Origin of the sequence: Microcoleus sp. FACHB-831, assembly GCF_014695585.1 — a bacterium.
Taxonomy (GTDB): domain Bacteria; phylum Cyanobacteriota; class Cyanobacteriia; order Cyanobacteriales; family FACHB-T130; genus FACHB-831.
On the sequence record NZ_JACJON010000046.1, the window covers coordinates 72,794 to 98,800 of the forward strand.

The 26,007-nt window shown below is 45.0% G+C and carries 19 protein-coding genes; 10 read left to right on the forward strand and 9 right to left on the reverse strand.

Features of this window, described 5'->3' with window-relative positions; translation table 11 throughout:
• Positions 1–112: 112 nt before the first annotated feature.
• Together H6F77_RS12505 and H6F77_RS12510 are read left to right on the forward strand one after the other, a co-directional pair.
• Complete coding sequence (locus H6F77_RS12505; RefSeq protein ID WP_190488936.1) at positions 113–2,842, forward strand: TonB-dependent siderophore receptor; 2,730 nt, start codon at positions 113–115, stop codon at positions 2,840–2,842.
• A 281-nt stretch (positions 2,843–3,123) separates the two neighbouring features.
• Positions 3,124–4,287, forward strand: coding sequence for a PepSY-associated TM helix domain-containing protein (locus H6F77_RS12510; protein ID WP_190488939.1), 1,164 nt, complete (start codon positions 3,124–3,126; stop codon positions 4,285–4,287).
• A 203-nt stretch (positions 4,288–4,490) separates the two neighbouring features.
• On the opposite strand, the gene H6F77_RS12515 is transcribed toward H6F77_RS12510, so the two are convergent.
• From H6F77_RS12515 to H6F77_RS12525, 3 genes are all read right to left on the reverse strand, one after another.
• Entirely contained in the window at positions 4,491–5,258 is a 768-nt protein-coding gene (locus H6F77_RS12515; RefSeq protein ID WP_190488941.1) for a YebC/PmpR family DNA-binding transcriptional regulator, read from the reverse strand.
• A 58-nt stretch (positions 5,259–5,316) separates the two neighbouring features.
• Positions 5,317–7,047 carry a putative bifunctional diguanylate cyclase/phosphodiesterase gene (locus H6F77_RS12520; RefSeq protein ID WP_190488942.1) on the reverse strand — a complete coding sequence of 577 codons (1,731 nt, stop codon included), beginning with the start codon at positions 7,045–7,047 and terminating at the stop codon, positions 5,317–5,319.
• A 117-nt stretch (positions 7,048–7,164) separates the two neighbouring features.
• Positions 7,165–10,575: a PAS domain S-box protein gene (locus H6F77_RS12525; RefSeq protein ID WP_190488944.1), complete on the reverse strand. Its 3,411-nt coding sequence runs from the start codon at positions 10,573–10,575 to the stop codon at positions 7,165–7,167.
• Between the two features lie 1,931 nt (positions 10,576–12,506).
• On the opposite strand from H6F77_RS12525, the gene H6F77_RS12530 reads away from it, so the two are divergent.
• Positions 12,507–13,766, forward strand: a complete 1,260-nt coding sequence (locus H6F77_RS12530) for a DUF3747 domain-containing protein (RefSeq protein WP_190488946.1) — start codon at positions 12,507–12,509, stop codon at positions 13,764–13,766.
• 99 nt (positions 13,767–13,865) lie between these two features.
• On the opposite strand, the gene H6F77_RS12535 is transcribed toward H6F77_RS12530, so the two are convergent.
• The 3 genes from H6F77_RS12535 to H6F77_RS12545 form a co-directional block, all read right to left on the reverse strand.
• Positions 13,866–14,906, reverse strand: a complete 1,041-nt coding sequence (locus H6F77_RS12535) for a glucokinase (protein WP_190488948.1) — start codon at positions 14,904–14,906, stop codon at positions 13,866–13,868.
• 4 nt (positions 14,907–14,910) lie between these two features.
• Positions 14,911–15,549, reverse strand: a complete 639-nt coding sequence (locus tag H6F77_RS12540) for a histidine phosphatase family protein (RefSeq protein WP_190488950.1) — start codon at positions 15,547–15,549, stop codon at positions 14,911–14,913.
• A gap of 269 nt (positions 15,550–15,818) precedes the next feature.
• The gene (locus H6F77_RS12545; protein WP_190488982.1) at positions 15,819–16,109 is read right to left on the reverse strand and encodes a hypothetical protein; all 291 of its coding nucleotides are present in this window, start codon (positions 16,107–16,109) and stop codon (positions 15,819–15,821) included.
• Here H6F77_RS12545 and H6F77_RS12550 point away from each other — a divergent pair.
• The gene (locus H6F77_RS12550; protein WP_190488952.1) at positions 16,002–16,643 is read left to right on the forward strand and encodes a pentapeptide repeat-containing protein; all 642 of its coding nucleotides are present in this window, start codon (positions 16,002–16,004) and stop codon (positions 16,641–16,643) included. The genes H6F77_RS12545 and H6F77_RS12550 overlap by 108 nt on opposite strands.
• A gap of 349 nt (positions 16,644–16,992) precedes the next feature.
• On the opposite strand, the gene H6F77_RS12555 is transcribed toward H6F77_RS12550, so the two are convergent.
• Both H6F77_RS12555 and H6F77_RS12560 read right to left on the reverse strand, forming a co-directional pair.
• Entirely contained in the window at positions 16,993–17,229 is a 237-nt protein-coding gene (locus H6F77_RS12555) for a hypothetical protein (protein ID WP_190488954.1), read from the reverse strand.
• A gap of 18 nt (positions 17,230–17,247) precedes the next feature.
• Positions 17,248–17,625, reverse strand: coding sequence for an endonuclease NucS domain-containing protein (locus H6F77_RS12560; protein WP_190488956.1), 378 nt, complete (start codon positions 17,623–17,625; stop codon positions 17,248–17,250).
• Positions 17,626–18,065: 440 nt separating this feature from the next.
• Between H6F77_RS12560 and H6F77_RS12565 the strand changes: the two genes are divergently transcribed.
• From H6F77_RS12565 to mutT, 3 genes are all read left to right on the forward strand, one after another.
• Positions 18,066–19,022 (forward strand): RNA polymerase sigma factor, RpoD/SigA family, encoded by a 957-nt coding sequence (locus H6F77_RS12565; protein ID WP_190488958.1) that lies wholly within the window; start codon positions 18,066–18,068, stop codon positions 19,020–19,022.
• A 291-nt stretch (positions 19,023–19,313) separates the two neighbouring features.
• Entirely contained in the window at positions 19,314–19,652 is a 339-nt protein-coding gene (locus H6F77_RS12570) for a DUF760 domain-containing protein (protein WP_190488960.1), read from the forward strand.
• Positions 19,653–19,849: 197 nt separating this feature from the next.
• A complete protein-coding gene (gene mutT, locus H6F77_RS12575; protein ID WP_190488962.1) occupies positions 19,850–20,293 on the forward strand; it encodes an 8-oxo-dGTP diphosphatase MutT in 444 nt (147 codons plus the stop codon).
• Here mutT and H6F77_RS12580 read toward each other — a convergent pair.
• Positions 20,271–21,446, reverse strand: coding sequence for a histidine kinase (locus tag H6F77_RS12580; protein ID WP_190488964.1), 1,176 nt, complete (start codon positions 21,444–21,446; stop codon positions 20,271–20,273). The two genes, mutT and H6F77_RS12580, sit on opposite strands and share 23 nt — an antisense overlap.
• A 236-nt stretch (positions 21,447–21,682) precedes the next feature.
• Here H6F77_RS12580 and H6F77_RS12585 point away from each other — a divergent pair, with 236 nt between their 5' ends.
• From H6F77_RS12585 to H6F77_RS12595, 3 genes are all read left to right on the forward strand, one after another.
• On the forward strand, positions 21,683–23,272 hold the full coding sequence (locus H6F77_RS12585) for a glycoside hydrolase family 57 protein (RefSeq protein ID WP_190488967.1): 1,590 nt from the start codon (positions 21,683–21,685) through the stop codon (positions 23,270–23,272).
• 128 nt (positions 23,273–23,400) lie between these two features.
• A complete protein-coding gene (locus H6F77_RS28710; protein ID WP_190488969.1) occupies positions 23,401–24,486 on the forward strand; it encodes an SPFH domain-containing protein in 1,086 nt (361 codons plus the stop codon).
• 271 nt (positions 24,487–24,757) lie between these two features.
• A complete protein-coding gene (locus H6F77_RS12595) occupies positions 24,758–25,873 on the forward strand; it encodes a TFIIB-type zinc ribbon-containing protein (protein WP_190488971.1) in 1,116 nt (371 codons plus the stop codon).
• The last annotated feature ends 134 nt before the right edge of the window (positions 25,874–26,007 follow it).

Sequence of the window (26,007 nt, forward strand, 5' to 3'; positions counted from 1 at the left end):
TTTCCTAATTAGCTTGTGAAAAATTGCGCCTCTTCGAGAACCCAACTTCAAAAAAGAGGCGATCCATACAAAGCGCAATCAGATTTCAGACCTTTTGCTGTGAGGAGATATTGTGAACCAACTGCATTTACTAAATGGCCTTGCCCTTGCTAGCGCCGTATCGGTTTTAGTAGCGCAGCCTGCCTGCGCTTATATTACTGAAGTTACAGGCGTGCGCCTCAAAGATACAGCCAACGGCGTTGAGGTGATCTTAGAAACACCAAATGGAAAACTTGGGCAAATCTTTACTACCAAGTATGGAGAGACGTTTGTTGCTGACATTATTACCACCAGGCTGCGTTTACCATCTGGCAATACATTTCGCCAAGAAAATCCAGCAGCCGGAATTCGTGAGGTACAAGTTAGCCAGCTAGATGTTAACAGCATCCGCGTTAAAGTCATCGGAGCATCCGGTATACCAAACGCACAGGTAGGAGCTAGCGATCGCGGTTTTGTCATCAGTTTGGCTGACGGTTCTGATAAAACAGCAGTTCAGCCTACGCCTGCACCCGCATCAACGACACAATCAAATAACCAGCCTCGCCAAACTCAGCCAGTTGTAACAACGACACAATCAAATAACCAGCCTCGCCAAACTCAGCCAGACTTACCAACGACACAATCAAATAACCAGCCTCGCCAAACTCAGCCAGTCGTCCCAACAATCCCATCTAGTCAAACCGCGGTAGAGCCGCAGCCAGACTTACCAACAACACCATCTGATAACCTACCTCGCGAAACCCAGCCAGACGTACCAACGACACCATCTAGCCAACTGCCAGAGGCTCAAAGCAATGGAGATGCGGAAATTGAAATTGTCGTGACAGGTGAGGAACCAGGAAGATATACCGCACCAAGCGCCACAAGCGCCACCAGGACAGACACCCCCTTGCGGGACATTCCTCAGTCAATTCAAGTTATCCCCCGGCGGGTGATCGAAGATCAGCAAGTAGTTCGAGTCACAGAAGCCACGCGCAACGTCAGCGGCGTTGCGCGAACTGAAGGTTATGGAGGCGCTACTGATAACTACACCATCCGGGGATTTGCAATATCAAACAACCTGAGAAACGGTTTTAAAGACCAAGGTTATTACGGATACTCTGATGTCGCCACCATAGAACGAGTCGAAGTTCTCAAAGGCCCAGCTTCCGTCCTTTACGGTCAGGTTGAACCAGGCGGAGCGATTAATTACATCACCAAACAACCTCTGAGCGAGCCGTACTACGCAGCTGAATTTACAGGTGGAAGTTACGACTTTTATCGTCCATCGATAGATATTTCCGGGCCGCTTACACCTGATAAAAACTTGTTGTATCGCTTAAATGTTGCATACGAAAGCTCTGGTAGCTTCCGAGATTTTGTTGACAATAAAGTTTTTGTTATATCGCCCGTATTGAGCTACAAAATAGGTGATTCTACTACCTTGACGCTGGAATATGAACACATCGATCTTGAGCGGACTTTTGACCGGGGATTTCCAGCAGAAAAAATCTTTTTTGACCTCCCGATTAGTCTTAATGTAGGAGAAAGAAGCGACATCTACACCCGCACTGACAACAAAGCAAGGTTGGTTTTAGATCATCGCTTTAATGAGAATTTGCGGATCAGGAGTGGTTTGTCAGCTCAACTTTTGGATTCACGTCGCTCAAATGTCCAGCCTCGCACCTTCCGCTTAGAGGCCGATGGTCGTACCTTACGGCGAAGATTTAATGAAGTTGACGAGTACGCGCGAGATTATTCTCTGCAAACAGACCTGGTAGGTAAATTCAATACTGGCTCGATTAAACATGAAGTTCTTCTGGGTTTCGAGTTGAATAGAAGCATTAGTGGATACACTTTCAAGAGATCTAATTTCCCTTCGCTTGATATTCTCAATCCTGTCTATGGTCTGCCGCTGCCAACCAGGTTGACTGAGGGTTTTGCAAATGAACAAGTTAACGATAGTGTAGGCATTTATTTCCAAAACCAGGTGGCATTGCTGCCAAATCTTAAATTACTTGCGGGAGGCAGATTCGATTTTGTCAACTACGACAGCGAAGATATTGCAGACATTTTTGCTGAAAATGAGGTTGTAAAAGCTAGTCGTTCCTATGAAGCGTTTTCCCCCCGTGTGGGAATAGTTTATCAACCGATAGAACCTATCTCACTGTATGCCAGTTACAGCCGCTCCTTCAAGCCAAACTTTACTGCTTTGACATCTAACAGGCAGCCATTAGACCCTGAACGCGGCACGCAATATGAGGTGGGGATGAAAGCCGAGTTGTTGGGAGGAAGGCTTTCGGCGACGGTGGCAGCTTTTCAAATTACCAAGGAAAATATAGCCACCACAGATCCCAATGATAGTGATTTCTCGGTTGCAGCTGGAGAGTTCAAAAGCCGAGGCTTTGAAGTTGATTTGGCAGGGGAAATTGCACCAGGCTGGAAGGCGATCGCAACCTATGCCTATACTGATGCTTTTGTTAGCAAAGATAACGATATCCCTGAAGGCGACGGGCTGATTAACGTGCCTCGTCATAGCGCTAGCCTGTGGACTACTTATGAACTTCAAAGTGGTGCTTTGCGAGGTTTAGGTTTTGGAGCGGGGCTATTTTTTGTGGGAGAGCGCGAAGCAGAGCTTCCCAATAACCTTGTTATTCCCTCCTATATCAGAACAGATGCCACTCTCTTCTATCGCCGCGATAATTACAAATTAGCTCTGACGGCGAAAAATCTCTTGGATACCAAGTATTTCGATTCTCAGGGAACAACTCTCTACCCCGGAGCGCCTTTGACTCTCTTGGGAACGGTGTCTGTACAGTTTTGATTTTTGTAGCTGAAAGCTACCAACTAAACTCCCTTTCCTTGTCACTTAGTAATGTATAAGGAAAGGGAGTTAATTGTAGATTGCGTTGAACGATAGTAAAACCCAACTAAATGTTTATAAAAATAGGGTTTCGTTTTTGAATTTAAATTAGATTGAGTTAGTTTTTTTATATCTTAGCTAACCGCGTTGATTTATGCTTTTTAAATCAAATAGCAATTTTTAAATAATTTTTATCTATTTGGCTAAAAAGTAATTTTTTGGTACTAAAAGGAGATGATGATATGAAAATACGGCAAATAGCATTCAAGCTGCACCGCTATGTCGGGATGATGGTAGGAATTATACTATCGATTGTCGGCTTAACTGGCAGCTTTTTAGTATTCTGGCACGAGATCGAACACTTACAAAATTTACCGCTGATGGAGGTTGTTCCTCAAGGCGATCGCGTCTCTATAGATTCAATTTTAGAACCAGTCAAAAAAGCATATCCCACTCTAAAACTGAGTGCTATCGATTTGCCCCGCAAGCCAGAAGAAACTTACAAAGTAGCGATGGTCTCACAAGATGATAAGTGGAGCGACGTTTACGTTCACCCCTATACGGGAGCGATTCTAGGAAAGCTTCAGTGGGGACAAACTCTGATCACGTTCCTCTATGACATTCATATCACTCTCCTTGCTGGCGAAATCGGCGAAATGGTTGTGGGATTTTGCGGCATATTGCTGTTAATACTAGGCGTGACTGGACTAATACTATGGCCCGGTTGGAAAAAACTGACTCCTGGCTTTAAAATCCGGTGGAATTCCCCCGCGAGGTTGCTTAACTACGATATCCACAAAGTAGGGGGTATCTTGTCTGCTGTGTTTCTAGTCGCGATCGCTTTTTCAGGCGCAGCAATAATGTTTCACGAGCAGTTTGAACCTGCTGTTTACTGGCTTACAGGTACGCCAAAGCCTGCCGAAGTCAAATCGACCATCGTTGCGAATTTGCCGCCCTCTTCACTAGAAACAGTTCTACAAAAAGTTGATGCTGCATTACCAGGAGGCGAAATTACGTTCATTGTCCTTCCTAAAAAACCAGATGGAGTATTCAGAGTAACTAAGAAATTAGCCGGGGAAATCCACCCTTCAGGTCGCACCCGTATTTATCTTGACCAGTACAGCGCTAAAGTTTTGCGGGTGGACAATGCACTCGTTGCGCCCCTAGCTACCAAAATTATGAATGTACTTTTACCGTTACACAACGGTGCTTATGGTGGGCTGGTAATGCGTATTATCTATGTGTTTGTTGGCCTTGCACCAATGGTTTTATTTATTACTGGCTTTGTGTTGTGGCGTCAGCGCCAGTGGGCGATCGCTCGTCGTCAAGAAGCCATCCGTCAAAGCCAAGGTTTACCAGCGCCAGATAGGGAGATACTTGTAACTACTGCATGGCCTTGGATCTGATTTTAAGACTTGGGGTGGAAGGTTTTTACACCCTGAGTTTCTACTATTTTTTTATAAAGCTTTATTTACTAACAGTTGTTTATAACAAATAATCGCTTATTAGTATTAAAAAAGCTACACTATTTATATTTAAATTAATAAAAAATAAGCTTTTTTATGTTGTTGGTTATTCATACAATGAACAATGAACAACCAACAACGAACTAAACCATGCTTAGGGACATAAGTTCATCAGCCATATCGAAGTTAGCCGTAGCGTTTTGCACGTCATCGATCTCTTCTAAAGCATCCATCAACTTGAGGAGCGATCGCGCCTGCATTGGATCGCCTACTTCTACCGTATTATTGGGAAGCCAGCGCAATTCGGCATTGCTGACCGAGTAGCCGTTGTCTTTTAAAACCCCGGCGAGTGCTTCCAAGTTTGCGACATCTGTAAATACTTCGCCTACTAACTCATCATCATCTTCGCTTAATTCATAGAACTCGGCACCACCAACAAGTGCAGCTTCTAACAACTCTTCTTCATCAATTTCACCGCGCACAGTACAAACGCCTTTTTGCCCAAACATCCAGCTAACGCAGCCAGTTTCACCCAAATTACCGCCATTTTTCCTGAAAGCTTCTCGCAGATCTGCCGCAGTGCGATTGCGATTATCTGTGAGTGCTTCAATAAGAATGGCGACGCCTCCTGGCCCGTAACCTTCATAACGAATTGATTCTAAGGCGGCGTTATCGGCTCCTAGTTTACCGGAACCTTTGGCGATCGCTCGTTCGATATTGTCATTGGGAATCCCTGCTGCTTTGGCTTTCTCAATTGCCGTGCGTAATTGGAAATTGCCATTAGGATCTGGGACGCCGCTGCGGGCTGCTACAATAATTTCCCTCGAAATTTTCGTGAACGTTTTGCCCTTTACAGCATCAACTCTTGCCTTCTGGCGTTTGATATTCGCCCACTTACTGTGTCCTGCCATACAAATTAAAAATTCAAAAGTTTCCCTTAAAAATGAACATCATTTTAATTTTTAATTGTTAATTTTTAATTGTCAAACATTTCTCTGTCCTTAGCAATTGTTCAAACTCTATAGCTGGTAACGGACGGCTGAACAAGAAGCCTTGCATGATATCGCATCCGTGCTGATAGAGGAAAGCCAATTCATCTTCTGTTTCCACTCCTTCAGCAATTACCTCAAGATTCAGATCGTGAGCCATTTGAATTATTGCAGTTGTAATCGCGCTGTTTGTAGCATCATTAGCTATATTGCGGACAAAGCAACGATCTATTTTTAAGGTAGTAAATGGGAATTGTTTTAGATAACTTAAAGAACAATATCCTGTTCCAAAATCATCAATAGCGATTTTAATACCCTTGGCTTGCAATTGACCCAAAGTAGCGATCGCAGAGGGTACATCTTGCATCAAGATGCTTTCTGTCAGCTCCAATTCTATTGCCTGGGGTTCAAGGCCAGTTGCTGCGAGTACCTCAACAATTTTTTCGCTCAAACCTGGCTGACTAAATTGACGACATGACAGATTAATCGACACCCGCAACCAAGGAAAACCAGAGCGATGCCACAATTTAGTTTGCTTTGCTGCTGTTTTCAATACCCACTCGCCGATAGGAATAATTAGCCCATTTGCCTCTGCTAACGGAATAAAAGATCCAGGAGAAATCATCCCTAGTTCTGGATGTTTCCAGCGCACTAAAGCTTCAGCTCCAACAATTTGCCTTGTCTGGAGATTGACTAGCGGCTGATAATAAACTTCAAATTCGTTGCGAGATAACGACTTATATAGAGCGCTTTCTAGTGCCCGATCGTCTTTAGAACCAACCTGCATTTGGCTGGTGTAATATTGATAGCTATTTCCACGTCTATTTTTTCCGTGTGACATTGCCGTTTCAGCCAACTGGATCAGAGTATCGATGTCGCGAGCATCTTTGGGATAAAAAGCAATTCCGATACTGCTGGTAATGAAGACTTGCTGACCGTTAAGGAGAAAAGATTGAGAGAGGGCATCAAGGAGAGCTTCAGCAATATGGGCAGCTTCTCGTTGATGATGAATAGGTGATAGTATGAGCGCAAATTGATCGGCATTCAACCGAGCGACTGTATCTTCAGGACTGACAACTCCTGATAACAGACGGGCGACTTCTTTGAGTAAACTATCACCGCAGGAGGGGCCGAGAGTATCATTGATGCTGCTGAATCGGTTTAAATCGAGGAAAAAAATCGGTACTATTTGCGAGCTTTCTGTAGTTTTAGACAGAAATTGATTCAGCCGTTCTCGTAATATTAAACGATTGGGCAACCCGGTCAAGCTGTCGTAATGTATTAAGCGATTTAGCCTTGAATTTGCTTGTTTGAGCGTGCTGTTATAACGCTCTTCCATTGCTTGCTGTTTTTTAAAGCGGGTGGCGATCGCTCCTAGCAGTTCGGCTCTGGTAAAGGGTTTTGTGAGGTAATCATCCGCTCCCATTTGCATCCCCTTACGGAGGTCGTTTTTGTCGGCTCTAGCGGTAATAAAAATAAAAGGAATCGTTGCCGTGAGAGGGTCAGAACGCAGCGCACTCAGCACCGCGTAACCGTCAAGTTCAGGCATCATCACGTCGCACAGAATCAAATCGGGGATCTCCTCTCTCACTAGCTGCAACCCGATGACACCATTTTCAGCGGCTCTCGCATCAAAGTCTTCTGCATCCAGCAGTTCCATGAGGTTATACCGGATGAATTCTTCGTCTTCAATTACCAAGATCTTTTTCATGGACAATTTTAATTTGGAGTTGTAAGGAAGGGGGCGATCGCGCTTTGTATAGTAATTCTTAATTAGCCTAACTAAATATTTATTTTCTACATATGGCTTGTTGCGAACATAACAAAGCTAATAGCTAATTGGCAGGGTAACGGTAAAAGTAGTACCTACTCCGATTTTACTTTCTAAAGTAATCTCGCCCCCGTGCAGTTGCACGCACTTCTTGACAATTGCTAATCCTAAACCAGCCCCAGGGATATTGCCGACATTGCCAGCCCGATAAAAGGACTCAAAGACGCGGGGTTGGTCTTCTGGGGGAATGCCAATGCCCTCGTCGCGAACCTCAAAGACGGCATACTCATTAAGACACCTGAGACTAAACTCTACAGTGCTGCCCTTGGGGGAATACATTATGGCATTTGCCAGTAAATTACTTAAAATCTGCTGTAGCAGATTTTTATCTAGGTGGCACGAGGAGGGCTGTTGATATATTGTCAAGTTAATGCTGTGCAGAGCGTTATCGCTCAATTGCACTTCTTCTACGATATCGCGACATAACTTTGTTAAATCTAGTGGCGAAGGGTGAAATTTCAAAGTCTCAGCTTCTGATGCACCGATAATCAACACATTGTTCAACAACTGCGTCATATGCTTCACCGACTTTTGAATGCGGTGTAGGTGAGTTAGTTGTTTCTCCTCCGCCCATTTGTGACGGTAGTGTTCCAGCAATTCAGCCGAAGACAGGATGGTGCTGAGGGGAGTGCGAAACTCATGGCTGGTTGTGGTAATAAATTGAGATTTCAGTTCGCCAAGTTCTTTTTCTTTAGCCAAAGCTAGCCTGATATCTTCTTCCAATTGCTTGCGTTCGGTGATATCTGCCCAGTAACCAACAATTTCCAGCAAATTGCCAGCCTTGTCCCGCACTAGCTTTGCTTCGTCGTGCATCCAGCGGTAGGTTCCGTCTTTGTGCAAGAAGCGATATTCGTGGGTGTGATGCTCCTCGTCAAATAACTTTGCCAACCCAGTCATGACCTCATCTATCTCTTCTGGGTGTACGCGATCGCGCCAGAAGTTGGGTTCCTCTAAAAATTCTCGCGCTTCATAACCAAATACGCTGCGGACGTTCTCGCTTATAAACGTAGTACCGTAATCCTCAGAGGCCTTGCAGCTATAGATTACTGCTGGGCTAGAAGATAGTAAATATTGCAGCCGCTGTTGTGTCATCAGCAGCGCCACTTCTGCAAGTTTCCGACTGGTAATGTCGCGATGCATCCACAAATGCCCGCAGTAATTTTCTTCGACAAAAATCGGCACGTAATCTCGTTCTAAGATCCTTCCGTTAGTCAGCAAGATTTCTTCATTAGTAATCACTTGTCTGCGAGCAATGATTTCTTCCATACGCTGTACAAATTTTTCGGGTGAAACAAACAAGTATTTGTGTTCCAGAGTGGATTGAGAACAATCGAGTCCTATCAGAGCATTAGGAGGCGCCTTAACGCCGAACATTGTGCAAAATGCTTGATTCACCAAAATAATCTGCCTTGATTCATCTTCAACAAGAATGCCCGCCTGTAAATTTGTAATCAGCGCTGTCAGGCGCGATGTAGTGGCGCGAAGTTCTGCTTCCGTTCGTTTGCGTTCGTTAATTTCGTTCTTAAGTTGCTCGTTCGCTTGCCATACTTCAGCGGTACGCACCTCTACTCTCATTTCTAACTCTTCATATGCCAGCTGTAACTCTATTTGAGCCTCCACCTGCTGAGTGATATCTTGAGCAAGGGATGCCACACCTATTACCATCCCCTCAGTATTTCTCAATGGGGTGTTGTACCAATCGCAAATGATGGTTTCGCCCAGCTTTGTGATATTCTCGTTGGTGCTGCGAGTGCCGCCTGTTTTAGTCAGTAATTGATTCCAGATTTGGCCTACGCGATCGCGGGCACTTTGGGGGATTATCAGGCTGTAAGCATGACGACCTTTGGCTTCGCTCTCACTGTAACCAAAGATGTTCTGTGCAGCCAGATTCCATTTTGTAACTTCAAAGTTGAGATTCCATTCAATTACGGCGAGTGGGGTTTGCTCGACGTGGAGCGATAGTTTCTGTTCGGATTCTTGTAGAGATGCGATCGCTTTTAGTTTTTCTTCTTCACTAGCTTTGCGCTCGCTTATGTCTATACCTGAGCCAACGTATCCGACAAAGTTACCGCTTGATGTAAAGCGCGGAATGCCTTTATCTAAAATCCAACAATACTCGCCATCAGCTCGTCTCATGCGGTATTCTATCGTAAACTTCTGACGAGCATTAGAGGCAGATAGATAAGTATTTAAACAGCGATGTCTATCTTCGGGATGGATGCTTTCTCCCCAGTTCGCGCCCAGTTCTTCTAGAGTTTTTCCAGTAAAATCTAAGTAGGGTTTATTAACAAAAATACACCGCCCGTTGCGATCCGTCATCCAGATCAGCACTGCTGCGTTATCGGCCATGATGCGAAAGCGTTCTTCGCTTTCTTGCCTCGCCTCTTCCGCTCGCTGGCGCTGTGTAATATCAATAGCAAGACCAATCATGCCGATGATTTGGCCGTTTTCGTTTCTTAGTGACGTTGCTCGATTGTCATACACAAAGTCTCCTAATTTTCCAATCCACTCATTCTTTTTTCCAGCGAGTACAAGGACGAGCTTTTCCAAGATGTCGGTATTGTTGCGGTAGATATCAAATACTGACTGCCCAACCACCTCCCCAGGCGCAAGTCCCAAACTCTCCAGTCCTTTTCCTTCTGAAAGGGTAAACACGCCTTCGCTATTTATGGAATACAGGATGATAGGCGCATTAGTAATGACGCTACGCACAACCGATTCGCTGCTTTGCAGTGCTTCTGTAGTCTGCGATGATGGGGTAATGTCGGTGGCAAAAATGATATTATTTGCGATTCCATCTGTCGATAAAATACGCTCTGTGGTTGTTTCGAGCGATCGCGCCTCAGTATTTGGCATACTGATGGATTGTTGGTAAATACTTTTTTGCAGTAATTCCTGTTGTGCTATTTCTGACGTGGGTTGTAGCGCTTTGGTTATACTTTCGTGGGTGACAATACCTACCAGCCTATCTGTATCGTCTAAAACTGGTAGGTGACTCAGGTTGTGCTGATTTAAAATTGACAAAGCTGCGGAAATATCGATGGTCTCAGCTATTTTTAGAACGCGAACAGGCTGGCTCATCACTTCTTCAATTTTGACATTAGCCAAGTTCATGCCTGACGCCACCAAACGCACCACATCCCCTTCTTCTAATAACCCAACTATTTGCGTCTCTTGCATAACTAAAACGCATCTAGCCCGTGCCGCATTTTGTATGGACACGTTTGAAATTTGCCGATCGTGCTGACTCATCTGCGCGATCGCATTTAATAAGGGCGTGTCAGGAGCAACTGTTAGAGGATGACGATCGATAGCTGGCTCTAAGGCAGAAATGCAGAAAATCTGAGTGTTATTTTGCATAGTAACTGACTGGCGATCGCATCCAGGTTCACTGGCGATCGCATACACCTTAATTAATTATTCAACTGATGAATTTTATTTATTTACTCCCGCTAGATATTACCCCCTAAATAAAATAGCTTCAAAAAGACCATCAATCGCCCATCCAGGCAGTGCAAACATCATATAAAACGCCTTACTGTAGTTCCACTAGCTTCTATATTTTTCTTTAAACGTATTCAATTTTAGCGCTTATGTAAATAAGTGTCTGTTAAATTAGTTTATTACTACCGTTAAAAGATTATTCAAGCAACACAAAACAATAAATATTCCTGGCTGCGCCCAAGCAGTTTTAGCCAAGGGCAAAATAATTGACATATACTTATTACCGCAAGTTAATCTATACAATGCTTACACCTCTATTTCAAAAGCACAACTTACCCAAAGATGCTACCGCTTCAGATTAGTTCTAAAAATATAATCAAAAATTAATTTTTTTATACTTTGTGTATGCGCTGTATTTGGCGATTTGTTACTTTTAAAATTAGTAAACTTTACTCCAATCATTTTAATTTATATTGTTATAAATTTTTGACTAAATAAGATTTTATAGCATGAATTCACTAGCAATAATCGTTCCAATTCCAGCGTTATAGCCAATCTACTCTACATTTTTTGTATAACCTATCTCTAGGGCGCACACTTTTAACAGTTAGCACTGAATTATTTACCCCTTTATAGCCAAGTGGGATATATAAGACTTATAAAACAACTGTAAAGTTCCTATTAGAACCATAGCCTTAATATAATATATCGCTGGCTTGAACATCGGTAGCCTAATGTAAACTAATTTAGTCAGGCTAGACTAATTTTGATTGACCTCCATATACTAAACCTTGATTACTTGGTATTTCATTTTAAGTTTATGTTTAGCAGCTTCAAAATTATTGAATATTTCTTTTAGCAATTTGTTCTAATTTCTCATTTCTTACCAATTATTCTACTTGACTTCTGTACCTTATGTAATTTAAAGTTATAATGGGAACTAACAAGGTATAAGTCTATAAACTAAAGCTATAGTCGCTTGTGAGCTAAAATCCAGTTTAAAATTATGGCTAAGTTGGCTATTCTGTCTACATTATACTTTAATTAAAAACTTTGTTAAAACAAAAGTAATTTACAAAATTAAATAATTTTCGCTTAAAATGCGATCGCGCATATTTGGTTCTAGCGAATATCTTAAGGCTGGTTATGTTGAATAAAATCAGCGGGATTTATTCCGTTTAAAGGATAGTCTGCGCGTCATCTCCGCCTTCAGCTTAAGCGGTTGTCCGCCTAAGTTAGCGTAGGCAATGATAACTTCACTAGCAACCGGAGGATGGCGATCGCAGGAAGTAAATCTGCTGCTAATCGCCGGATAAATTAGTAAAACTTAGGAATTGGTTATAGAAATTGATATTTTTGATAAAATATTAGCGAGCGCTCGTTTTAAAAGGTTTGCTCTCCATATCCAATATATTTGCTGGAATCTACCGAATAATCTTAAATAATACAATCGGCAAAATTGCTATATTAGATAATATATCAGAAGTAGAAAGCCCAGCTCCACTCGGTTATATAGTTGATGCGATAAAAGATTTTATTCCAGATAGGGTAAAATATGTAATAGGCAACGCATGGAGAATATTAAAGTTTAGAACTCATGAACCTTTGTAAAGGCATTTAGCATCAGGCAATATTAGTCTGAACAGCAATTCAAAGAAATTTACAGTCATTTCTTTCCTGATTGTTTATTTACCAAGATGGTTTGTTTTATGGGGGTAACGTGGCAATATCGTCAACCCCGACAATACGAGGAAGCCGTTCGCAGTAGGTTCTGTGCAAAGTCGCGATGGGTAATTCACCCGTTGACAGCTAGCGCCACTACCCGAAGATAGAAGTGGGAACTTTTGGCGCCCGCGTTCATCAAACAGTGTAAAGAGAAAAATATACTCGGCTCAATGAAAACTGGACTTAATGTTAAAAGAGCTGTGGGCGCGATCGCCACAGCAGGACTTGTTACCTTCACCGCTATCAGCAGTGCGATCGCGCAGACAGGTTTTGGTCAAAAAGAAGTTGACCAAGAGAAATATATCGCTATGGCAGCGCCCTTTGGTGCTGGTAATTACCAACTGATCGTCCTCGAACAAGTATCAAACAAACGGCAATGCTGGAGTGAAAGCGGCACGCAAGCGCCTATACAAGTAGATCCGTTGCTACTCAAATTCGACTTTACGGGCATTTGCGGACGCAGTACCGACAGTAACGGCTATTCCATCCGTATGGCGGGAACGGATTACGGACAGAAGTACGACTTCAACCTGGTTAAGCGCGATGGGGAAGTATTACTCGTCGGACAAGACTTGCGCGATCGCCGCGCTCCAGTTATTAAAATTGGTAGCACCCAAGGCATGACCGATGGCTTTATGAAAATTATTCTAGAGCCTGGTTGGAAGTTTGCTAGAAGAACCTACGACGGTAAAACACTAGGTCACGTCTATCTCGCCAGCGACGTTGTAGCTACTGGTATCGACCTTTCCGGTTCCGGTACTGGAACGGGAACTGGCACGGGGACGGGGACGGGCACTGGCACAGGTACGGGCACTGGTACAACTTTAGCCTTCCGAGACATTTCCTCAGATGTATACGCTAAAGAAATTACCGACGCTGTGGCAATGGGCTTCGTTTCTGGGTTTAAAGAAGACAATACCTTCCGTCCAGAAGTCGCCTTAACGCGAGAGCAACTCGTGTCTATGGTGTTGGAAGGCTTAAGCAAACTACCGGGGACTAACGTCAACATCCCCACTCAAGCAGCATCCAAACCTTATCCCGATGTCGATGCTACTCGCTGGAGTGCGGCTAAGATTCAATGGGCGCGAGATAACAAGATTGTCAGCGGCTATAAAGATGGCAAGTTTCGACCCACTCAACCCGTTACGCGAGCTGAACTGATGGCGGTGCAGCGGCGTGCTGCTGAATTCGCCAAATCTAGTCGCGGTTTGCCTTCGCAGCTAACTGGCAAAAATTCACCCACCGCCTTCTCTGATACCTCCAAACACTGGGCATCTGGATTAATCGGCGAAATGTCTTCTTATTGCAATGTTGCCTCGCCTCTCAATGAAAGAGGCACCAACTTTGAGCCGGAGTCTGCTGCTCGTCGCAACTATGCTGCGGCTGCTACTCTGCGGATGCTCAATTGCGCTAAGTCTGAGCAGTCATAGAGAATTGGGGAGACGCGATAAATCTGGAGACACGATAAATCGGCGTCTCTACAAAACTGGCGACTCCGGACTCCGGACTCCGGACTCCGGACTCCCTATTTACAATCTGGCAGCGCAGATGGCGGCTCCGATTAGTCCTACTTGAGGATTAAGGACAATATGTACTGGCACTCTTTCTAGTAATGAACTGACGCGCCCTTTGTGGGTAAAGGCATGGATGAACCTTCCATCTTGCATTAGGGGAAGAATTTTGGCGGCGATGCCACCAGCAACGTAAAGACCGCCGTAGGGTAAGAGTTTGAGGCCGAGATTGCCCGCTTCAGCGCCGTAGGCTTCTACAAAGATTTGCATGGTTTGTTGGCAGAGGCGATCGCTGTTTTCTAAGGCAGCTTTGGCGATCGCTGCTGCTGGCTCAACTGTCTTCTCGCTCTGACCTGCCTGTGCTTCCCAACTTCGGACTATTTGCCCAATTTCTGGCGATTCGCTGGCATACTGCTTGTCTCGCAAAAACTGGTAAATAGCTACAATCCCCATTCCGGAAACTACGCGCTCAACTGAAACTCGCTGGATATCGTGTTTATCTAGCAGATATTTCAACAGTTGAAATTCTAACTCCGATCGCGGGGCAAAGTCAGCGTGTCCGCCTTCAGAGCCAAATACTTGATAGCTGTTTCCCTGCTGGATTAAAAAACCTTGTCCTAAGCCAGTGCCTGCACCAATTACAGCAATCGGGGCATCAGGCTGATGCTTGCCTGTTTGCAAGGTGAGCAAGTCTGAGTCTTTTAGACCCAAAACACCATACCCAACAGCAGCAAAATCGTTTATTAAACTAATTTGTGCAATTTTTAATTGCTTTTCCAGACGCTTCGCGTCGAGAGACCAGCCAAGGTTGGTCAATAATGAAGTGTTATTGACGACTGGGCCAGCGATCGCAAAACAAGCTTTTTGAGGTACTGGCATATAGCCCAAATGTTCAGCCGCCGCCTGCAAAAACTGCTGCACAAGGGGCACCAAATCTGGAAAATCGCGGCTGGGATAAGTCGCCTCATCTAGACTGTACAATTCTCCCGCATCTGGCTGTTCAACCAAACGCAGAATCGTTTTAGTGCCGCCGATATCCCCTGCTAGTAACAATCCCATGACGTTAATTAAACCGGATGACTTTTTCAGTTTCGCTCAAGTGGGACGTATCGCCATTGAGTTCCATAACCCATTCTTCACCCACCCGCACAATTTTAACTAAACAGCACAAAACAGCGTTTACTTCAGGTTCGCCACCGACTAAACCTCTGGTTGTACCCAACACGGATGCGCCGTGTCCCACCAATAGGATATCTTCTGGGAACTCGGCGGCGAGTCGTCTTGCGGTTTCCCCTGAACGTTCTAAGACATCTTCGCTAGTTTCTGGATAGTTGGCTATAACGCGAGAGGTATAGTTTAGGTCAATTCGGGGATATTTTTCGTGCAATGCTTCGATTGGGAGTTTTTCTGGTATGCTTGGCATCCAGCCAGGATTTAGCCATTCGCTTAAGCCGGATTCAACTTTAATGGGTAAATCGAGGGCTTCTGCTACCTGGTTTGCGGTTTGCACCGTTCGCAAGAAAGGCGAGGCAAAGATATGGGCGATGTTTTCTTGCCCCAGGCGTTGTCCTAGTTGCCTTGCTTGGATGACGCCATCATCGGAAAGTGGCGGATCGAAGGGGCGTTCTGCGGTGTTAAACCATTCGGGGTTAACGAAGTCGAGGCGGTTTCCGTGTCGGGCAATCCAGATGGTTTGAGACATGGGTTTAAAGATCCGGGCGATGTTCGTAATCGCGGCTACACAAACAAAGCCCGTCTGTGCGGGCTTCAAGTTCACTATACTCTTAGTCGGGGTAGAAGGAATAATCGAGGATATGGTAGCGTGCGATCGCATTAACTCCCCTCAAAACCTTTTCAGCTACTTTTTTAAAGCTATCTCAACTAATTACTCCATATTTTTATACGGAGAAATAGGCAATTCAAATTCAACCTCTTTTCTCGCTTCAAGCAACTTCATATCTTCATAAGTTACTAACCTTTGGGGTGTCCGAACTCGTCATATTTAGTAATTTGAGCTTCTGCGAGTTGTCCGGCGGGGAGGTCAACCAGTTGGAGGTTGATGTCGAACTTTGTTTGAGGTGAAAGGAGGGTGTGCCAGAGGTTGAGGGCATTATTGTTGAGGGTGTAAATAGATGCGGGAAATGAGTGATGGATATGACTGTTGAAGAATTGCTCAGGCGCTATGCTGCTGGAGATAGGAATTTCTCTGGGGTTGATTTGGCGAGAGCCAAACTGAACCGTGTTGACTTGAGTGGTATCCACTTGGAAAATGCCAACTTGAGCCGTGCTGAACTCAGATGTGCTGACCTGACTGGTGCTGACCTGAGCGGTGCCAACCTCAGAGAAGCTACTCTGACTGGTGCTGAGATGAGAAACACCAACCTGAGAGGAGCCAACTTGAGCAGAGCCTTCTTGGATAGTACCGATCTCAGCGGTGCCGATCTGAGTTATGCCAACATTGAGAGAGCCGACCTCGGTAGTATTTGTGCTGTTAATGCTAATTTCAGCGGTGCTAACCTGAGATCTGCCCGTTTTGATGTCGCTGACTTGGAGCGTGCCAACTTCACTGGTGCTACCCTCAGTGGTGGTTTCATCTATGAATCCAACTTGAGGGATGCTCTGTTTGTTGGTGCTGACTTGCGGAATACTGATTTGTTTCAAGCTGGATTTTGGGGTGCTGACCTCAGCAATGCCAACTTGATGGGTAGTCAGAGGGTTGATCTTGATGATGCTATTCTCTACAACACCACTATGCCCGACGGAAGTATCATAAACAACGATTGTAGGTGCGGGTAAGAAATTAACGTTGCTTATAGTAGACGCTCCAAAAGTATTTTAATCGGCTGTTTTTTCTGCCTCCAGAAAACTATTGGGCTGTTTAATCTTACTAGCTCTCAAAGTATTACATTTCTATTTTTTTCGGAATCGCATATAAATTTATTCTCTTCGATATTCTACTCAATATCATTAGGAATATTTGCAAAGAAGTTATTGCCGATTTATTGTTTTATGTAATTGACATTTTTGACAATAGATTCTTAAGCATCCCAATTTTTTTCCATTTGCCGCCTTGTGTACTATTTACTAGGTGTTTTATTTTCTACCCAGAAACCCGCAGCATAGGAGTTGTTTTTACCATCGGCTCCTAGCGATCTAAAACTAAAATTTGCATACGTTTATCAAAGCTTAGGATTTTCCTCCTAATCCTCAATATTTCTTCCTGTTGACTATGCTCGCAATTATTCAGTAGTTTATGAAGCGCTTGGAGAGGCGGTGGTATATCCTCATTGATATCTGTTTTTTGCTGCGTAATTTCTATTTGTAAAACTTTCCCAGTATCTACATCTTTTAGCTGTAAATATAAATTTTCTGTCTCTATCAAAATCTCACAACGTAAAAATTAAACAACTAGATGGTTATACTTTCTATCTGTAAAGTTATCTCTATGAAAACTTGGCGCGATCGCCACTAACCCGATGGGTTGTTCATAGTCTATTTCTTCGCTAAAGGGTTTTTCCTCACGCAAAGCATCATAATAACGAGTTAGCTGCTGAACAATATATCTATCTTCAGTATTTTTCAACTCAACAACGACTAACTGTTTATTCTCACTCAGCCCTAAAATGTCACAAACTTGACCATTAATATAATATTGTCGCTTCAGACAAGTTAATCCAAATAGCTGCTGTAGATTAGCCCAAACAAAATCTTCTAGCGCCGCTTCACTCGCAAATTCCCACCCCGTACCTGTTTTCCTTAAACCTGCGCCACTGAGCATTTTTACTTTACTTCAAAAGAATGCTACTCTTGGACTTCCCGCACCAAGAGCTAATGCTACTTTACAGAGCGATCGCCAAACGTATGCCGTTCGGTTGGCTCGCTTCCACCCTTTTATTCACCATTAAGTTTATTTGTCAATCTTTATTAGCAAAAATACTAACTCACCCGCGCCATTGCAGGTGGGCAAACATTATTTCCATTTTTGTTGCCCAAGATGCAACTACCAGGCCGATCGCTGGGTACTCTAAATTTAGCTACACCAGAACTCCATCCTGGGAAATAGATCGCCGCTCTCAGAAATGTTACAATTGGTTACAAGCAAGCGCCCCGATTAAGAATCTTTTTGAAACACGGCCATAGTTGTAGCGATCGCAACTTCCTCACTACCGCAAAGTACCTTTGCCCTATCCCCTTCCTTATTAATCAAAGACCAGCGCTATGAAAACTGCTCAAGCTTCAACAGACCTAGTACGCACCTATCTGCGAGAAATTGGCCGCGTCCCCTTGCTGACCCACGAGCAGGAAATCGTCTTTGGAAAGCAAGTACAGCGCTTAACCAATTTGCAGGAAGTGAAAAATTCACTTCAAGAAGTGCTGGGTTATGAGCCAAGTTTAACAGATTGGGCACGTTCAGCAGGTATAGAAGAAACCGAGTTAAACAACGCGATCGCAGCAGGTGAAACAGCCAAGCGCAGAATGGTTGAAGCTAACTTGCGCTTAGTGGTTTCTGTAGCTAAAAAATATATAAAGCGCAACGTTGACCTGCTGGACTTGATCCAAGAAGGTACTATCGGTATGCAGCGCGGCGTCGAGAAATTTGACCCCACCAAAGGCTATCGGTTTTCAACATATGCTTATTGGTGGATAAGACAAGCAATAACGCGGGCGATCGCAGAAAAAGGTCGCACAATTCGCCTCCCCATCCATATCACCGAAAAACTTAACAAAATTAAAAAAGCTCAACGCTACCTAGCTCAACAACTGGGACGCGCCGCCACAGCAGCCGAACTCGCAGCCGAATTAGAGCTTACCCCCAAGCAGGTGCGCGAGTACCTAGAACGGGCGCGTCAACCACTATCTTTAGATTTGCGCGTTGGCGATAACCAAGATACAGAACTCGGAGAGTTGCTAGAAGATACTGGCCCCTCCCCAGAAGAATTTGCCACCCAGTCATCTCTGCAAGTCGATCTAGAGAAAATTATGGCAGATTTGACACCCCAGCAACGCGAAGTTTTGGCGCTGCGATTTGGTTTGGCTGATGGACAAGCCCTCACTCTCGCCAAGATTGGCGCAAGGCTAAATATTAGCCGGGAACGAGTGCGGCAAATTGAACGCGAAGCCCTATCCAAACTCCGCAAGCGCAAAGCAGACATGGGTGAATATATTGCCAGCTAGTTTGGCGCAAGGGATTTGAGCCTACTAGATGGGGATTGAGGACTCTTGACTCCGGACTCCGGACTCCGGACTTTGGACTTCTAATCCCCACTACCTTGGCGAATAAATACGCCGCTTGAGGTACGGTTGCGCTCACTCCACAGCTAGAGGGAGCCTGTTACATTAAGTTATACAAAGGTTAATAACTCTAAAAGCAAACATCCGAGTTAACTACAACAACCAGCAGATTAGCGGCTACTCCCTGGATCTCAAATTGGAGGCTGCTGTCGCTACCAAGTAGGGAGGTTTAAGGTGAATAACCAATCAAATCGAGTTTCAGAGTTCTTTGATAGCGATTCGGAAGGCAGCAACGTGCTGTGGCAATATGTCCAATCCATGAGTCCAGAGACAATCGCCCAACTCTCAAAGCCATCTTCTTCTGAAGTGTTTCAAGTAATGGAACGCAATATTGTAGGGTTGTTGGGTAATCTGCCTCCAGAGCATTTCGGTGTTACAGTTACCACCAATCGCGAGAATCTGGGGCGTCTTTTGGCCTCTGCTATGATTAGTGGCTACTTCCTGCACAACGCTGAACAACGCATGGCGTTTGAAAAATCTTTGCAATCGGCTTCCGACAGCCCACGCTTATAAAGCCTAGTTCTTGTAGAGATGATTATAAGCTCGTGTCTACAAGAAATTTCTATCAAAGACACTCGGCAGATTGATTTTCCAATCTGCCGAGTTCTGCTATTTTGGTTATTTGTTGGTGATTGGCTCCATCATGTTTCCCTGCAAACGGGGTATAAAAGCAGGGTTAACCAATGGCCAATAACTAATAGTTAACAAATATGAATGAAAAGCTTTCCCCTTTTCCGCATAAGTCAATCGGCGTCGCCGTCATTTGGAACGATGAAGGGCAAATTTTAATTGACAAGAGACGCCCCGAAGGACTGATGGGCGGGCTTTGGGAATTTCCAGGTGGCAAAATAGAACCTGGTGAAACGGTTGTTGAGTGTATTAAACGAGAAATTTTAGAGGAGTTAGGGATTGAAATAGAAGTGGGCGATCGCTTGCTGGCTATCAACCACATTTACTCGCACTTTAGCGTTACCCTGAACGTACATCACTGTCGCCATCTTAGTGGCGTTCCCCAACCCATCGAATGCGATGAAATCCGCTGGGTAAGGTTAGATGACCTCGATAGTTATGCTTTTCCTGAAGCCAATTTCCAGATTATCGACGCCCTGCGCCAGTTTTCACCTAACAACTTCAGCGATAAACCGGGAGGGTGAAGTGAAAACAGCTGCCTTGATTGCCAGGAGAATCGACCCAAATGTGACCGTAGTGTGCGCGGATGATGCGCTGACATAGACCTAAGCCTAGCCCGTAGCCATTTTTAGCTTCATCTCGCTTTAGCCGAAAGTGGTCTTCAAAGACGCGATCGCGATTCTCCGCTGGGATACCCGGCCCATTATCGAACACGCTCACCTGAATTTTTTGTGTCGTCCGGTGCAAAATTGAGATCTGAATCGTCCCTTCTTCCGGAGTATATTTAATCGCATTGTCTAGCAAATTCACAATTACCTGCCGCACTCGCTCTCTATCTGCATACACAGTCGGCAAGTCATTAGGAATATCTGTCACCAAGCGTTGTGATTTTACCTTAAATTGCTCCTTCATCTGAGCAATCACATCCCAGCACAGTTCCCCTATCTCTAATTTGTGCGGTTGAATGTGTAATTCGGCACTGGTTCCCCTAGCGGCTTCCAGAATATCTACAATTAATCTGTCCATAGCACGGATTTGGCTCCGCGCCTGCTTAATTAATTGCTCCATCAGTGCTGGTGACAACCGCGTATTACCGCTATTAGGCGGCTGTTGAATAATTTCTATGGTTTCCAACGCTAGAGAAGCCGCAGTTAAAGGACTACGCAAGTCATGTGCTAAAAGCGCGATAACCCGGTCTTTAAAGTTCAGCTGCTCTTCAAGTTCTTCTTTTTCTTTCTGAAGACGAAACACTTCGTCGGATAGCTGAATCAGTTCTGCCGAATGAGCAACAGAACGAATTCTAGTGTCCGATGAGCTATTCTGCTGCTGTAAGTTAGGCTCCACATTGTTTGCAGACTCGTATTGCTCAACGCTGGTTTGCCAGCGCGGCCACAGGTTCTGTAGTTGGACGACTAAATTACTACCAGCGAGTGCCTGTCTAGGAGCGGGATGGATTTTAATCAGAGCTGGGGTAGCGACAATTTTGAAGTGTTCAGCTAAATAAGGCTCTTCACCCACCTCGACTACCTGAAGTTCAAAGCTATTATCTGCCTTGATCTGCTCCAGATAACTGTAAATTTGCTGGAGCTGTTTGCGCGAACTAGGACGATCATCGACAAACAGCAGTAGCTGTAACGACGCTTCGGAAGATGTAGGAGATCCTGAAGCTGCCTGCATTAAATCTGGTTTCAGCACTAGGGACAAACCGATAACGCTTTGGGCAAAAGTGGGATTGACTGTATGTGGCAGAAAATACTTACTTCTTTTAAATTTAATCTTTATTTCATCATTTTGACAGTCTAAGATGTGGCTTAGTTTATTTTTACACCTGTATCATACAATCTTAAAATATTGTAAAAGTTTTTCCAGCTACAGTTGGTGTCAGTTCTACATCCACCCCCACCCGAATCACTATGGCTATTGGCTACCTCGCGCTTGTCCTTCACGCCCACTTGCCTTTCGTCCGCCATCCTGAAAGTGACTATGTTCTGGAAGAAGAATGGCTGTTTGAGGCCATTACAGAAACCTATATTCCCCTCTTACACGTATTTGAAGGCTTAAAGCGGGATGGCGTTGACTTCAAAATGACTATGAGCATGACACCACCTTTGGTGTCAATGCTGCGCGATCCATTGCTCCAAGACCGCTACGACGATCACTTAGCAAAATTGGAAGAACTGGCTGAGTTAGAAGTTGAGCATAACGCGCATAACGGCCACATACGCTACCTAGCCGAACATTATGCCACTGAGTTTAATACTATTCGCCAAACCTGGGAACGTTATAACCGGGACTTGATAACGGCCTTTAAGCAATTCTTAGACAGTAACAACCTAGAGATCATTACCTGTGGCGCAACTCACGGCTACTTACCGCTGATGAAGATGTACCCCCAAGCGGTATGGGCGCAAATCCAGGTTGCTTGCGAACACTATGAGCAAAATTTTGGCCGTCCGCCTAAAGGAATTTGGTTGCCAGAATGTGCTTATTATGAAGGGCTAGAGCGGATGCTGGCGGATGCTGGTCTGCGTTATTTCCTCACAGATGGTCACGGCATTCTTTATGCGCGCCCTCGCCCCCGCTTTGGCAGCTATGCGCCCATTTTTACTGAAAGTGGAGTTGCAGCTTTTGGTCGCGATCACGAGTCTTCCCAGCAGGTTTGGTCGTCTGAAGTCGGATATCCCGGTGCGGCAGAATATCGGGAGTTTTATAAAGATTTGGGCTGGGAAGCAGAATATGAGTATATTAAGCCCTACATCATGCCTAATGGCCAGCGCAAGAACACTGGTATTAAATACCACAAGATTACAGGACGCGGCTTGGGTTTAGGTGATAAACAACTTTACGATCCATATTGGGCGCGGGAAAAGGCTGCCGAACACGCTGGAAATTTCGTGTATAACAGGGAGCGCCAAGTTGAACATCTTAAGGGCATTATGGATCGCCCTCCAATTATAGTTTCGCCCTACGATGCCGAGTTATTTGGTCATTGGTGGTATGAAGGCCCCTGGTTTATAGATTACTTGTTCCGCAAGTCTTGGTATGACCAAGGTACTTATCAGATGACCCACTTGGCGGATTATTTAAAAGAAAATCCTACTCAGCAAGTGTGTCGTCCTTCCCAGTCGAGTTGGGGTTACAAGGGTTTCCACGAGTATTGGCTCAATGAAACCAACGCCTGGATTTATCAATATTTGCACAAAGCCGCAGAGCGGATGATTGAGCTAGGACGGCGGGAACCAGCGGATGAATTGGAGTGGAAAGCACTCAACCAAGCGGCGCGGGAACTGCTACTGGCGCAATCTTCAGACTGGGCATTTATTATGCGGACGGGGACGATGGTTCCGTATGCAGTGCGAAGAACGCGATCGCACCTCATGCGCTTCAACAAAATCTACGATGACATTCAAGTTGGCAAAATTGACAGCGGTTGGTTAGAAAAAGTAGAGGAAATCGACAACATCTTCCCCGAAATTAACTATCGCGTTTATCGACCCCTTTAATAGAATAGGGTGGGCAACTTCCCACCCAGCCACGTCCGACAATGCAGGTGATTCTGGAATCGCTACCTCCTGCCTCGTAGATCCTATGCAGGCAGGTAAGAATTTTTAGAAAACCTGGAGGTCAGCTCGTGGGTCTTTTTGACAATCTTCGCGGTCAATTTCTAGATGTCATCGAATGGTTAGACTCCACCAACGACACTATTGTTTACCGCTTCGAGCGCTACAACAATGAAATTAAACAAGGCGCTAAACTGACGGTGCGACCCGGCCAAGTCGCAGTATTCGTCAACGAAGGTCATGTGGCAGATGTGTTCGAGCCGGGAATGTACGAACTATATACCCGCAACTTGCCTATCCTCAGTACGCTGAAAGCTTGGCCTTATGGCTTCAATTCTCCGTTTAAGGCAGAAGTCTACTTTTTTAGCACGAGAGTCTTTACTAATTTAAAGTGGGGAACTTCCAACCCCATTACCGTGCGCGATCCTGAACTAGGCCCGGTGCGGTTGCGGGCTTATGGGAACTACAGTATTAGAGTTGCTGACCCAGCAGAAATATTAAAGCAACTTGTCAGCACCGATGGTTTGTTTCAAGTTGATGAGGTCAGCGATAACCTCCGCAATATGATCTTGACTGGCTTTGCCACTTGGCTTGGTACAAGCAAAATTTCTTTATATGACTTTGCCGCCCACTATCGGGAGATGGGCAATAACATCCGCAGCGCTATGCAGCCGGAAATGCAAAGCTTCGGGTTAGAACTAACCCAGTTGTTGATCGAAAATATCTCCCTACCCCCTGAAGTTGAGGAAGCGCTCGATAAGCGAACGTCGATGGGGATTCTGGGGAATATGCAGCAATATGCCCAGTTTCAGGCTGCTAACGCTATAGAGCATTCGGCTAAAAACCCAGGCGGTGGCAATCAGGCTCTAGATTTTGGTGTTGGGATTGCAATGGGTCAGCAGTTGACGGGGACGATGCAACAGCAATCTCCCCAAACGCCGCCGCCGCCACCGCCACAAATTCAGTGGTATATGTCGCGCAACGGTCAGCAGATGGGGCCGTTTGCGGCAAATCAGTTGCTCCAAGAAGGTTTGACGGCTCAAACGTATGTGTGGCGTGCTGGTCAGGATGGTTGGAAGTATGCTTCGGAAGTGCCGGATCTAGCTTTGTTGCTGGGTTCTACGCCGCCGCCACCGCCAGTTGGATTGGGGGATTGAGAAAGAATCTTGCACCTTTATCTAATAAAACCCGGACTTGGGGGCCTCCCTCCAAACCCCCTCGGCCTGAGAGTTGTGTTTAATTGCTGAAAAATAGGCAATTTAGGGGTAGATTCCAAAGCATCTCCCGATGAAAGCTGTGCCTATTTGTGAGGCTATATTGCCCAACCACAAAGGTTTAAGGGAGTATTTGGGTTAGGGGTAAGGGCTGAGGGTGGAAATGAGGTAGATAAAGAGTTTACCTCTACTTGTAAGCGATCGCATCCTATCAATGAATACTCCAAAACCACAAGCTAAACAATTTCCCTGTCCCAGTTGCGGAGCTAATTTGCAGTTCAACCCCCAAGGCGGTAAGCTGAAATGTCCTTACTGCGGCTGGGAAGATGCAATTCCCCAGAGTGCCGAACAGGTAGAGGAACGTTCTTATGATGAATACCTCAACACTAACCGCAGTCAACTTGCCACTTTATCTGCAACGGCTATGGAAGTTGCTTGCTCTAATTGTGGAGCAAGTGTAACTTTTGAGCCTCCCCATGTAGCTGGTCAATGTCCATTTTGTGCGGCTGCTATTGTGGCGCAACCTAAAATGGCCGACCCAACTGTCGCACCAGAAGGTATTGTGCCTTTTACTGTTGGTAGCAAGGCGGCTAGAGAAAATATTAAACGCTGGATTGGCAGTCGCTGGTTTGCACCAACTGAGTTAAAGCAGTTGGCGCAACAAGAAAAAATTCAAGGGGTTTATTTGCCTTTTTGGACTTACGATACTTATACTGTCAGCCACTACACTGGCGATCGCGGCGACTATTATTATGTAACTGAAACGTATACGGAAACTAACGGTGAGGGGGCGACGGAAACTAAAACTCGTGAGGTGAGACACACCCGTTGGTACTGGGTTTCTGGCAAAGTGGATCGCTTTTTTGACGATATTTTAATTCCAGGGACGAAGTTAGTTAATACGGATCGCCTGGATGCTCTGCAACCTTGGAACCTCAAGGACTCGCTACGCCCCTACGATCCATCTTATCTGGCAGGATTTGAGGCGCAGCGATCGCAGGTTGCCCTAGACGAAGGGTTTGAAACTGCTAAACATATTATGGCAGGTTCGATTGATGCTGATGTGCGCTACGACATTGGCGGCGATGAACAGCGGGTTAATAATATTTCGACTGCTTACAGTGCGATTACTTTTAAGCATATTTTGCTCCCTGTATGGATTTCTGCCTATCGTTATCGCAACAAGTCATACCAAGTAATGGTGAATGCAATTACTGGTGAAATTCACGGCGATCGCCCGTATAGTGTTTGGAAAATTAGTGCCGCTGTAATTGCTAGTTTTGCTGTCGTTGGCGCGATCGCTTACTTTATCTGGAAAGCACATAATTGAAGAACAAAACACGCTTTATCACCCACATTCCGCACCCACAACTGTCACACATCAGCAAAAGGGGATGGAAGAGTACAAATGAACTAATGAGAAACCAGAATAAACAGGCTTAATGATAATAAGTGGCATTAAGC